The following is an 11,517-nucleotide window of genomic DNA, read 5'->3' as shown; positions in this document are numbered from 1 at the left end:
AAATCGGCGCGCGCCGGCTAAAATCAGCACATGGGGGATTTTCCCCCTTAAGGGAGAAAAAGGATGAAAACCCTACAGTATTCATTCGCACAGATTGAAGCCTTCGCGACGATTGCTGAGACCGGCAGCCTGTCGCAGGCGGCCATTCGTTTAGCTAAAGACCGGACCACGCTGCGCGATCTGCTGGACTATCTGGAAGATGCGCTGGGCTACCGGCTGTTCAGCCGTGAAGGACGTAGCCTGACGCTAACCGCCGAGGGCGAGCAGCTGTTTCGCCAGGCGCATCTGCTGTTGCGTCAGGCGCAGGCTTTCGAGTCTTTTGCGCAAACGCTGCCGCAAACCGCCGGGCAGGCGCTGCGTCTGGTGTACGATCCCTTCGTGCCGCGTGAATTTCTCTGTGCGCTGGCCGATAACCTGGCCCGACGGCAGATCCGCCTGAGCTGCTGGAGCGCCTCGCGTCGCGAAGCCGAGCAGGCGCTGAGCGATGGCGTGGCGGAGATGGCGATTTGTCAGGCTAACAACCGCACGCTGGGGAGCGAAATGGAGTGGCGGGCGCTCGGCACCGTGGATCTGCGTTTCTACGCGGCGGACAGCCTGTTCCACGACGCTCCGCGGCCGCTGACGCTATTGAATCTTTCGTTGACGCCGCAGTTAGTGATGCACCGGCGCAGTGACGATCAAATCGCCCGCCGGCTGCAGATTTCCGGCCATACGCTGTATATGAATGAGATTACCCTGTTGCGCCATGCGCTGGAGCAGGGGAGGGGCTGGGGGTTTTTACCGGACCATTTGCGGCCAGGCGAGTGGCAGGGAGTCAGTGAAATCGCGACGGAGGTCGGCAGTCAGGGGCTGAACGTCACTATGGTGATGCTCTGGCTGCCCGGAATGAATAAGCATCGGATGCTTAGCGACATCATGCACGAGGCGCCGGAGCTTTGGCAGCGCAGATAACAAAACGCCCCGGAGCCTGAGACCCCGGGGCGCTTGCCATACAACTTGCTATCGGCGATTACGCGCGAACGAAGTCGATGTGAGTCAGTTTCGGCTTGAACGCGTGGCGCTGAACAGCCTGAACTTTGACTTTTTCTTCTTTGCCATCAACAACGACGGTCAGAACTTCGCTGTAAAACTCAGCTTTGTCCTGCATGTTCCATACTTTGTCGTGGTCCAGTTCGATAGCAACCGGAGCAGCTGCGCCACCGTAGATGATTGCCGGGAACTTGTTAGCTGCGCGCAGGCGGCGGCTCGCACCCTTACCCTGCTCTTTACGTACTTCTGCGTTGATAGTAAACATTGATGTCTCTCTATATATAAAGCCTGCTACAGGCGACCCAGCAACAGGCGGATTATCTGCTTTGCGAATGCAAAAGCGGGCGGCATTATAGCCGCCAAACGACACCCGGGCAATCAAAACCTCAGCTTTCCGGTAATTAACGCAGCTCGTTGGCGCGACGAAAACGCCCCTGATAATCGAACACTTTTTCCCGCACCTGCCAGTACTGCCCCTTCATGCGGGCGACGACAAAGTCCGGATGGCGCAGCAGCGCCTGCTGGGTCACGATATCCGCCGGCGTTATCCAGCGCAGCGGCACCCCGGGGGTGCGGGTATGCGGGCGAATAAACAGTTGTTCGAAGGCGGTGCGCTGGGCGGGGGTCTGCAGACGGAAGCGCTCACTGACATCCGCCCCGTCTTCATCGTAATAGGTGATTTTTAGCCACGGACCCTTCTCGTCGCCACCGTGCTGCAGGGCCATGCCGCTGCAGCGCAGCACCAGCGCGTCCTTCAGCTTCAGCGCCGCCTTCAGCATATCGTCCGGGTCAACCAGTATAGTGTCGCACTCCCGGCAGCGGCGGGCGGCGATGTCGTTTTCCGCATTACACTGCGGGCAGTTTTTAAAGCGAAAGCGGAAGTCGCACTGTTCGCGGTGGCCGTCGTCATCTTCGAACCACCCCTGGCAGCGGCGGCCAAAGTGTTCAATCAAGGTGCCGTCGGCGGTGGTTTTGCCCCAGAAGGTATTGGCGAAGCCGCAGGCCGGGCAGAAGACCTGCACCGGCACGTTGTCGCTTTTGCCCTTCGGCGTCCCCACTTCCGGGGCATAAAGGTCATGCGGATTGCCGGCGTAGTCGAGGATCAGACAGTCGGTTTTCCCCGGCGCCAGGCGCAGACCGCGGCCAACGATCTGTTGGTAAAGACTCACCGACTCGGTGGGGCGGAGGATGGCGATCAGGTCGACGTGCGGGGCGTCGAAGCCGGTGGTCAGCACCGCGACGTTCACCAGATAGCGATACGCCTGCGCTTTAAAGGCCTCGATGATGCGATCCCGCTCCGGCCCAGGCGTTTCGCCGGTGATCAGCGCCGCCTGGCCTACCGGCAGCAGGCCGGTCACTTCCCGGGCGTGTTCCACGGTGGCGGCAAAGATCATCACCCCTTTGCGGTTTTCGGCGAACTCCACGATCTGGCTGACAATATGCGGCGTGATACGCTGTTGTTTTTTCAGCTCATGGTTAAGATCGGCTTCGCTGAACAGGCCGTTGCTTTGCGCCTGCAGGCGACTGAAATCGTACTGCACCACCGGCATATCGAGGCGCTCCGGCGGCGTCAGATAGCCGTGTTTAATCATATAGCGCAGCGGTAGCTCATAGATGCAGTCGCGGAACAGGGCCTTTTCATCGCCGCGCACCATCCCATGATAATGGAACTGATAGATCCAGCCCTTGCCAAGGCGGAACGGCGTGGCCGTCAGGCCGAGCAGCCGGATCTGCGGATTGACCTGCCGCAGGTGACCGATGATCTGCTGATATTGGCTGTCGTCATCATCGCTGATGCGGTGGCATTCATCGACGATGAGTAGCGAAAATTCGCTGCGAAACTGGTCGAGATTGCGTGCCACCGACTGCACGCTGCCGAACACCACTTTGCCGTGGCTCTCTTTTCGCTGCAGACCGGCGGCGAAGATATCCGCCTCGAGGCCAAGGGCGCAGTATTTGGCATGGTTCTGCGCCACCAGCTCTTTGACATGGGCCAGCACCAGCACGCGGCCGCGCGCCAGCCTGGCAAGCTCGGCGATCACCAGACTTTTGCCCGCGCCGGTGGGCAGGACAATCGCCGCCGGCTCGGTATGGCGACGGAACCAGGCGAGGGTGGCATCGACGGCTTCTTGTTGGTAAGGACGTAATGTAAAAGTCATGAATTCACGGGGCTAATTAACTGGCGAATAGTATGCCATGAATCTTTTCCCTTGAGTGGTGTTAAGAGCCCGTTATACTAGCCGGTGAAATTCTTCTTTTTCGGGCGATTTGCCCGCTCCAGCACTATGACAGGCTAAAAAAATCTCATGCGACTTGATAAGTTTATCGCTCAGCAGCTGGGCGTCAGCCGGGCTATTGCCGGGCGTGAAATTCGCGGCAGCCGCGTTACCGTGGACGGCGACATTGTGAAAGATGCCTCTTTTAAGCTCCAGCCGGAGCACGAGGTGGAGTATGACGGAAATACGCTGACCCAGCAGAATGGCCCGCGTTACTTTATGCTCAACAAGCCGCAAGGGTACGTCTGTTCCACCGACGATCCCGATCATCCGACTATCCTTTATTTCCTCGACGAGCCGGTGGCGCATAAGCTGCACGCCGCCGGACGGCTGGATATCGACACCACCGGGCTGGTGCTGATGACCGATGACGGCCAGTGGTCGCATCGCATTACCTCGCCGCGCCACCACTGTGAAAAAACCTATCTGGTGGCGCTGGAAAGCCCGCTGGCGGAAGGGACCGCGGAGCTGTTCGCCAAAGGCGTCCAGCTGCATAACGAAAAAGATCTCACCAAACCGGCGTTGCTGGAAGTTATCACTCCGACCGAAGTGCGCCTCACCATCAGCGAAGGCCGCTACCATCAGGTGAAACGCATGTTCGCCGCCGTGGGCAACCACGTGGTTGGCCTGCATCGGGAACGCATCGGCGACATCCTGATGGATGAATCGCTGGCGCCGGGTGAATATCGTCCGCTGACGGAAGCGGAAATCGCCAGCGTGGGCGCCCCGCAGCCACGGAGTAAAACGTGACGCTGAAGCAGAATTCTTCACTGGGGATTGTGTTTATCCTTGGCCTGCTGGCCATGCTGATGCCGCTGTCTATTGATATGTATCTTCCGGCCCTGCCGGTGATCGCCGCCCAGTATAACGTCCCGGACGGCAGCGCGCAGATGACGCTCAGCACCTATATCCTCGGCTTTGCGCTGGGTCAGCTGCTGTACGGCCCGATGGCGGACAGCCTTGGCCGCAAGCCGGTGATCCTCGGCGGGACGCTGGTCTTCGCGGCGGCGGCGGTAGCCTGCGCCCTGTCGCAAACCGTCGATATGCTGATTGTCATGCGTTTCTTCCACGGTCTGGCAGCCGCGGCGGCCAGCGTGGTGATTAACGCCCTGATGCGCGACATCTATCCGAAAGATGAGTTTTCGCGCATGATGTCGTTTGTCATGCTGGTCACGACCATTGCGCCGCTGGTGGCGCCGATGGTCGGCGGGGCGGTGTTGGTCTGGTTCAGCTGGCATGCCATCTTTTGGATCCTCGCCCTGGTGGCCCTGCTGGCCTCGCTGATGATCGGCCTGTTTATCCGCGAAACGCTGCCGGCTGAAAGGCGTCAGCCGTTCCATCTGCGCACCACGCTGGGTAACTTTGCCACGCTGTTCCGCCACAAGCGGGTACTGAGCTATATGCTGGCGAGCGGCTTTAGCTTCGCGGGAATGTTCTCTTTCCTTAGCGCCGGTCCCTTTGTCTACATCAATATAAACCACGTCGCGCCTCAGCACTTTGGCTACTATTTTGCGCTGAACATCGTTTTTCTGTTTCTGATGACCATGTTCAACAGCCGGTTTGTGCGGCGGGTAGGGGCGTTGTGTATGTTCCGCGCCGGGCTGTGGATCCAGTTTGCCATGGCGGTGTGGATGGTGGTCTGCGCGCTGCTGGATGTCGGCTTCTGGTCACTGGTGATCGGCGTAGCGGCCTTTGTCGGCTGCGTATCCATGGTGTCGTCTAACGCCATGGCGGTGATCCTCGATGAGTTTCCGCATATGGCGGGCACTGCTTCGTCGCTGGCGGGGACTTTCCGTTTCGGTATCGGGGCGATTATCGGCGCGCTGCTGTCGATGGCGACGTTTACCACCGCCTGGCCGATGCTGATCTCTATTGCCTTCTGCGCAACCTGCTCTCTTTTCTTCTCGCTTTACGCATCCCGGCGGCGAAAAATCGCACGCTAGGTCACATTTTCAGGGGCGAAATCGCCCCTTTCTTGATGCATGTCAACCGCAATGGGCTTCAGGGTTCTGCGATTTGTTTCCTTTATGTAAAATCAATTAGTGTAAAAAGTCGCATTGTTGCGATAAAAAAGTTGTTTTGGATCACAGAAACGGGTACATATAGCGCCAATCGGCTCGCCGGGTATAAAAAATAAAGCGCTGGATTATAAGCGCTTAACCCTGGTCCGCCGCCGCTGTAAACGTTTTCTGCCTCAAGGCAGGACTATTTGTCAACAGTGTGTTAATATTGATGTAAATTTATTGTGAAGCCTTTTGCTTCCGGGGAAACCAAGTGAATACACAACAACTCTCTATCGTACACCGTCTGCCGCAGAGCTATCGCTGGCTGGCCGGTTTTGCGGGTTCCAGAGTTGAACCGATTCCGCAAAACGGCGCGCAGAACGAGAACAGTCTCGTTGCCCTGAAATTGCTGAGCCCGGACGGTGAGAAAGCCTGGCCGGTGATGCATAAGCTCAGCCAGGCGTTAAGCGACATCGAAGTCGACTGTTCCGTGCTGGAGTGCGAAGGCGAACCCTGCCTGTTCGTTAACCTGCAGGATGAGTTTGCCGCCACCTGTCGTCTGAAAAACTTTGGCGTGGCCATCGCCGAGCCCTTCTCCGGCAATAACCCTTTCTGACCGTCAGCTTAGCGCCAGCAGCTGGCGGGTATACTCATGCCGGGGTGCGCTGAAGACGGACTTGCACTCGCCCTGTTCGACCACCTCTCCCTGACGCAGCACCATCACCTGGTGACACAGCGCCCGCACCACGCCTAAATCATGGCTGATAAAAATATAGGCCAGCTGATGCTTTCGCTGTAAGGCTTTCAGCAGGTTCAGGATCTGCGCCTGAACGGTTTTGTCCAGCGATGAGGTCGGTTCATCGAGGACGATCAGCTGCGGTTTGACGATCAACGCTCTGGCGATGGCGATACGCTGTCGCTGGCCACCGGAGAACGCCGCCGGATAGCGCTGGCGGCTGGCCGGGTCGAGGCCGACCTCCTGCATGGCAAGGATCACCGCCTGTTCGCGTTCGGCCGCCGTCAGCGTCGGCTGGTGGACGCGCAAGCCTTCCTCAATGATCTGCTGCGCCGTGAGGCGCGGATTGAGCGACGAGTTCGGATCCTGAAAAACCACCTGCATCTGTCGGCGCAGCGGTAGCAGCTGTCGGCGGTTACGCCCCTGAATCGGCTGGCCGGCGAAGGTTATCTTGCCCCCGGACGGGATCAGGCGCAGCAGGGCCAGGCCGGTGGTACTTTTACCGGAACCCGATTCCCCCACCAGGCCCAGCGTCTCGCCGGCGCGCAGCTGAAAGCTGAGGCTGTTGACCACCCGATGATGATCGATCACCCGACGCAGGATCCCTTTGCGAACGGGAAACGCCACCTTTAAATCGTCCGCCTGCAGCAGCACCGGGGCATCGGCGGCCAGCGGCACCGGCTCCCCGTCCGGCTCGCTATCCAGCAGGCGTTGGGTGTAGGGATGCGCTGGCGCGCTGAACAGCGCCCGACAGTCATTGTGTTCCACGCAGCGGCCGTTCTGCATAACCGCCACCCGGTCAGCCAGCTGGCGGACGATGCTCAGGTTATGAGTGATAAACAGCAGCCCCATGTTCAGCTCCTGCTTCAGCTCGCGCAGCAGTTGCAGAATTTGCGCCTGCACCGATACGTCCAGGGCGGTAGTCGGCTCGTCGGCGATCAGCAGCTCCGGGCGCGTCAGCAGCGCCATGGCGATCATCACCCGCTGGCGCTCTCCACCGGAGAGCTGATGCGGATAGTCCGCCAGCCGCCGCGGCGCCTGACGGATCCCGACGCGCTCCAGGCAGTCGAGGATCTCCCCGCGCGCCTCCTGTTTGCGCATTCCCCGGTGTAACGACAGCACCTCGTAGAGCTGTTTTTCCAGGGTGTGCAGAGGATTGAGCGATACCATCGGCTCCTGAAAGATCATCGCGATCCGGTTGCCGCGCACGCCGCGCAGGGTCGCCTCATCCGCATGCAGCAGCGACTGGCCATGAAAACGGATGTCACCGCTGGGGTAGCTGGCCGGGGGGGTAGGGAGCAGCCGCAGCACCGACAGGGCGGAGATGCTCTTACCGGAGCCGGATTCGCCCACCAGGGCCAGCGTTTCGCCGACCGCCACCTCGAGCGACAGATTGTGCACCACGGTCTGCGTCTCACCCTGCTGGCGAAAGGCAATAGAGAGATTGTCGATAGCTAATAGCGGGTGGGTCATATTACACCGCCTTACTCGGGTCAAAGGCGTCGCGAACCGCTTCACCGATAAAAATCAGTAGCGTCAGCAGCACGGCGACGGAGAGAAATGCGGCAATGCCCAGCCAGGGCGCCTGCAGGTTGTTTTTGCCCTGCAGCAGCAGCTCGCCGAGGGAGGGCGAGCCGAGCGGCAGGCCGAAGCCGAGAAAATCCAGCGACGTCAGGGTGGTAATGGAGCTGCACAGGATAAAGGGCAGGAAGGTGAGGGTCGCCACCATCGCGTTGGGCAACATATGCCGCAGGATGATCTGCCGGTCGCTAACCCCTAACGCCTGCGCCGCCCGAACATAGTCGTAGTTGCGGGTGCGGAGAAATTCCGCGCGCACCACGCCCACCAGCGTCATCCAGCCAAAGAGAACGGTGATTGCCAGCAGCCACCAGAAGCCCGACTGCACGACGCTGGAGAGCAGGATGATCAGGAACAGCGTTGGCATGCCGGACCAGACTTCGATAAAGCGCTGTCCCCACAGGTCGATTTTACCGCCGTAGTAACCCTGTATCGCTCCGGCCAGCACCCCCAGCACGCTGGAGAACAGCGTCAGCAGCAGACCGAAGAGCACCGAGATGCGTGTCCCATAAAGGATCCGCGCCAGCACATCGCCGCCGTTGGCGTCGGTGCCGAGCCAGTTGCTGGCCGAGGGCGGCGATGGAAAGGGAACCGTGCTGGCAAAATTAATTGTCGTCGCGCCGAAGCGCACTGGCGGCCATAGCGCCCAGCCGTGAGTCGCCAGCTGCTGCTGCAGCCAGGGATCCTGATAGTCGGCGGCGGTGGCGAACGCGCCGCCGAAGGTTTGCTCGGTGTAGTTTTTTAACACCGGGACGTACAGCTGGCCCCGGTACTGCACCAGCAGCGGGCGGTCGTTGGCCAGCAGCTCGGCGCCCAGGCTGCAAAGGAAGAGAATTAAAAACAGCCACAGCGACCAGTAGCCGCGACGGTTGTGGCGAAAGCGCGCCCAGCGGGCCTGATTAACGGGACTGAAGAAAGACATTAGCGGCCCTCAAAATCAATGCGCGGGTCGACCAGCGTATAGCTGATATCGCTGACGATATTCAGCAGCAGGCCAATCAGAGTGAAAATATAGAGCGTGCCAAACATCACCGGATAGTCGCGGGAGACCGTCGCTTCATAGCCCAGCAGACCCAGGCCGTTTAGCGAGAACATCACTTCGATCAGCAACGAGCCGGTAAAGAACATACTGATAAAGGTGGCCGGGAAGCCGGCGATTACCAGCAGCATGGCGTTACGGAACACGTGTCCCCAGAGGATCTGTTTCGCACCAACGCCTTTGGCGCGGGCGGTGACCACATACTGTTTGCGGATCTCGTCGAGGAAGCTGTTTTTGGTCAGCATAGTCAGCGCGGCAAAGCCGCCAATTACCGTCGCCAGCACCGGCAGGGTGATGTGCCACAGGTAGTCGAGGATCTTCTGATACCAGGGGAGGGTGTCGAAATTTGGCGAGACCAGACCGCGCAGCGGGAAGAGGTCGAAATAGCTGCCGCCGGCAAAAATCACGATCAGCAGGATGGCGAACAGAAAGGCAGGGATCGCATAGCCAATGATAATCAGTGTACTGCTCCAGATATCAAAGCGGCTGCCGTTGCTGACCGCTTTGCGGATGCCCAGCGGAATGGAGACCAGATAGATAATCAGCGTGCTCCACAGCCCGAGGCTCACCGAGACCGGCAGGCTGTCTTTAATCAGCTGCAGCACGGAGGCGCTGCGAAACAGGCTGTCGCCGAAATCAAAGCGCAGATAATCGCCCAGCATCTTCAGATAGCGTTCGTGCAGCGGTTTATCGAAGCCGTAGCGGTGGGTGATCTCGGCGATGACTTCCGGGTCGAGGCCGCGCCCGCCGCGATAGTGACCCTCGCTGATATTGCCTGCGCCGGTGCGGGCATGGCTGGCGCCCATCCCGCCGTCGCCAGCCCCCGGCATCCCGCCGCGCTGATTAAACTCGATGGCGGCGATGGCCTGATCGACCGGGCCGCCAGGCGCGATCTGGACAATAAAAAAGTTAATGGTGATGATGGCCCACAGGGTGGGGATGACTAACAGCAAACGGCGGATCAGGTAGCTGCCCATGGGATGTCCTTAGCGTCTGTCCGCGGGGAGGGTGGCCGCTTTGTTCACGTCGTACCACCAGGTATCGAGGCCGGACGAATAGATGGGGCGGGTCGCGGGGAAAGAGAACTTATTCCACCACGCGGTGCGGTCCTGCGCCATATACCACATCGGCAACATGTAGTTATTCCAGGTCAGCACACGATCCAGCGCCCGACCGAGAGGGATCAGTTTCTGCTTATTGCCCTGCCACTGCAGGATCTGCGCAATCAGCTTATCCACTACCGGGCTTTGCACCCCCGGCGCGTTGTAGCTGGAGTGAATATAGTCGGACGCCCAGGAGATTTGCAGGTCGGTCCCCGGCCAGGGCATGGCGCGCCACAGGCTTGGCATCATGTCGTAATCCCGGCTGCGGCGGCGGTTGCTGTACTGCGAATTATCAACCTGACGAATATCCATGACGATCCCCAGACGCTGTAGGTTGTGCTGAAACGGCAGCACCCAGCGGTCATTGCCCCCGGCCGGCAGCAGTAGCTCAAAGCGCAGCGGCTTGCCGGTGGCGGCGTTGACCCGGCGCTGGTTCTTCACCGTCCAGCCCGCCGCATTGAGCAGGGCGTCGGCTTTGAGTAAGTTGGCGCGATCGAAGCCATCGCCGCGGGAGACCGGCGGCTGGTAAACCTGGCTGAAGAGCTCCGAGGGCAGTTCGTTTTTCATCGGCGTCAGCAGGGCCAGCTCGGCTGCGTCGGGCAGGCTGCGGGCGGCATATTCGGTGTTCTGGAAATAGCTGTTGGCGCGCTGATAGGCGCTGTAAAACAGCGCCTTGTTCATCCATTCGAAATCGAACGCCAGGGTAATGGCCTGCCGCACCCGGCGATCGGCAAAAATCGGGCGCTGAATATTGAACGCCAGCCACTGGGTATCCTGCGCCGAGGTATTGGTATGCTCATCTTTAATGATGTAGCCGCGGCTGAAGTTGCGACCGACGTAGCGGGTAGCCCAGTTTTTGGCGACGGTCTCTTCCCGGCGATCGACGGCTCCCGCTTTAAAGGCTTCGAAAGCGACATTGTCGTCGAGATAATAGTCATAGCGCAGCGTATCGAAATTCCAGCGACCGCGGTTGACCGGCAGGTCGGCCGCCCAGTAGTCGGCGACCCGGGAATAGGTAATATATTGCCCCATTCGCCAGGCGCTGATGCGGTATGGCCCGCTGGCCAGCGGCGGCTTCGACAGCGGGTCGCTGAGTTTGTGCTGGCGCCAGAACGCCTCGGGCATCACCGGCAGGCTCAGCAGACTCAGCATGTTCTCTTTGCCGGGCTGGCCGAGGTCAATACGCACGGTCAACGGCGTGATGGCCTTCACGGTGGTGCCTTTATAAAACAGGCGAAACTGCGGCACCCCTTCGGTCATAAACTTGTTGAAGGTAAACGCCACATCGCGGGCGGTGATCGGCGTGCCGTCATGGAAGCGGGCGCGCGGGTTGAGCGCGATCTCCATCCAGGAATAGTCCTCGGCATAGCGCGCCCGCTCGGCAATCAGCGGGTAGTAGCTGCCGGGCTCATCATCCGAGGTGGTGAACAGGGTATCGTAGAGCGCCTCCGTGCGTACCGCGGGGTTGCCGCGCAGCGCATAACGGTTGAAGTTATCAAAGGTGCCGATCGCCGCCAGGGTGAGGGTGCCGCCTTTCGGCGCCCTGGGATTGACGTAATCAAAATGACTGAAACCGGCGGCGTATTTCGGTTCGCCGATAATCGCGAAGGCTACGCTTTCCTGAATGGTTTGCGCCTTAGCGTCCAGGCTAAACAGAGCCAGCAGAATCAGAAAGAGGCGCGCATACATAGGCGGCAGAATACCCTGTCATGGCCGGCCCCCATGGCCGACATCCGTTCCCGCATCATAAGTG

The 11,517-nt window shown here is 59.8% G+C and carries 10 protein-coding genes; 4 read left to right on the top strand and 6 right to left on the bottom strand.

All coding sequences use genetic code 11. The annotated features are described in order from the left end of the window. Positions 1-63 precede the first annotated feature (63 nt). Entirely contained in the window at positions 64-951 is an 888-nt protein-coding gene (locus RRF55_RS06460; protein ID WP_021463906.1) for a LysR family transcriptional regulator, read from the top strand. A gap of 58 nt (positions 952-1,009) precedes the next feature. On the opposite strand, the gene rplY is transcribed toward RRF55_RS06460, so the two are convergent. Beyond that, positions 1,010-1,294, bottom strand: coding sequence for a 50S ribosomal protein L25 (rplY, locus tag RRF55_RS06455; RefSeq protein ID WP_004189006.1), 285 nt, complete (start codon positions 1,292-1,294; stop codon positions 1,010-1,012). Positions 1,295-1,430: 136 nt separating this feature from the next. After that, positions 1,431-3,188 carry a DEAD/DEAH box helicase gene (locus tag RRF55_RS06450; RefSeq protein ID WP_004144263.1) on the bottom strand — a complete coding sequence of 586 codons (1,758 nt, stop codon included), beginning with the start codon at positions 3,186-3,188 and terminating at the stop codon, positions 1,431-1,433. Between the two features lie 147 nt (positions 3,189-3,335). On the opposite strand from RRF55_RS06450, the gene rsuA reads away from it, so the two are divergent. The 3 genes from rsuA (at position 3,336) to RRF55_RS06435 (ending at position 5,924) form a co-directional block, all read left to right on the top strand. After that, positions 3,336-4,055 carry a 16S rRNA pseudouridine(516) synthase RsuA gene (gene rsuA / locus RRF55_RS06445; protein ID WP_439419105.1) on the top strand — a complete coding sequence of 240 codons (720 nt, stop codon included), beginning with the start codon at positions 3,336-3,338 and terminating at the stop codon, positions 4,053-4,055. Further along, positions 4,052-5,248, top strand: a complete 1,197-nt coding sequence (locus tag RRF55_RS06440) for a Bcr/CflA family multidrug efflux MFS transporter (protein ID WP_032415261.1) — start codon at positions 4,052-4,054, stop codon at positions 5,246-5,248. The genes rsuA and RRF55_RS06440 overlap by 4 nt, the downstream gene beginning before the upstream one ends. A gap of 331 nt (positions 5,249-5,579) precedes the next feature. Further along, complete coding sequence (locus tag RRF55_RS06435) at positions 5,580-5,924, top strand: YejG family protein (RefSeq protein ID WP_002912974.1); 345 nt, start codon at positions 5,580-5,582, stop codon at positions 5,922-5,924. A 3-nt stretch (positions 5,925-5,927) separates the two neighbouring features. Here the strand turns inward: RRF55_RS06435 and yejF are convergent, their stop codons facing one another. The 4 genes from yejF to RRF55_RS06415 are packed head-to-tail and all read right to left on the bottom strand — an operon-like array spanning position 5,928 to position 11,453. Next, on the bottom strand, positions 5,928-7,517 hold the full coding sequence (gene yejF, locus RRF55_RS06430; protein ID WP_032415260.1) for a microcin C ABC transporter ATP-binding protein YejF: 1,590 nt from the start codon (positions 7,515-7,517) through the stop codon (positions 5,928-5,930). Between the two features lies 1 nt (position 7,518). Further along, positions 7,519-8,544: a microcin C ABC transporter permease gene (locus tag RRF55_RS06425; RefSeq protein WP_020324348.1), complete on the bottom strand. Its 1,026-nt coding sequence runs from the start codon at positions 8,542-8,544 to the stop codon at positions 7,519-7,521. Then, positions 8,544-9,638: a microcin C ABC transporter permease YejB gene (locus RRF55_RS06420; protein WP_064153427.1), complete on the bottom strand. Its 1,095-nt coding sequence runs from the start codon at positions 9,636-9,638 to the stop codon at positions 8,544-8,546. Before RRF55_RS06420 ends, RRF55_RS06425 begins: the two co-directional genes overlap by 1 nt. Positions 9,639-9,647: 9 nt before the next feature. Then, the gene (locus RRF55_RS06415) at positions 9,648-11,453 is read right to left on the bottom strand and encodes an extracellular solute-binding protein (protein WP_064153426.1); all 1,806 of its coding nucleotides are present in this window, start codon (positions 11,451-11,453) and stop codon (positions 9,648-9,650) included. Positions 11,454-11,517 lie beyond the last annotated feature (64 nt).

The sequence above is a fragment of the Klebsiella sp. K47 genome, from assembly GCF_051858335.1.
Lineage (GTDB): Bacteria > Pseudomonadota > Gammaproteobacteria > Enterobacterales > Enterobacteriaceae > Klebsiella > Klebsiella pneumoniae.
The sequence above is the reverse complement of the archived record's forward strand: the minus strand, read 5'-3'. Positions and strand labels throughout refer to the sequence as shown.

Coding starts and splice junctions, on each gene's coding strand:
- RRF55_RS06460 (WP_021463906.1), top strand. CDS start 64: ATGAAAACCCTACAGTATTCATTCGCACAGATTGAAGCCTTCGCGACG.
- rplY (WP_004189006.1), bottom strand. CDS start 1,294: ATGTTTACTATCAACGCAGAAGTACGTAAAGAGCAGGGTAAGGGTGCG.
- RRF55_RS06450 (WP_004144263.1), bottom strand. CDS start 3,188: ATGACTTTTACATTACGTCCTTACCAACAAGAAGCCGTCGATGCCACC.
- rsuA (WP_439419105.1), top strand. CDS start 3,336: ATGCGACTTGATAAGTTTATCGCTCAGCAGCTGGGCGTCAGCCGGGCT.
- yejF (WP_032415260.1), bottom strand. CDS start 7,517: ATGACCCACCCGCTATTAGCTATCGACAATCTCTCTATTGCCTTTCGC.
- RRF55_RS06425 (WP_020324348.1), bottom strand. CDS start 8,544: ATGTCTTTCTTCAGTCCCGTTAATCAGGCCCGCTGGGCGCGCTTTCGC.
- RRF55_RS06420 (WP_064153427.1), bottom strand. CDS start 9,638: ATGGGCAGCTACCTGATCCGCCGTTTGCTGTTAGTCATCCCCACCCTG.
- RRF55_RS06415 (WP_064153426.1), bottom strand. CDS start 11,453: ATGTATGCGCGCCTCTTTCTGATTCTGCTGGCTCTGTTTAGCCTGGAC.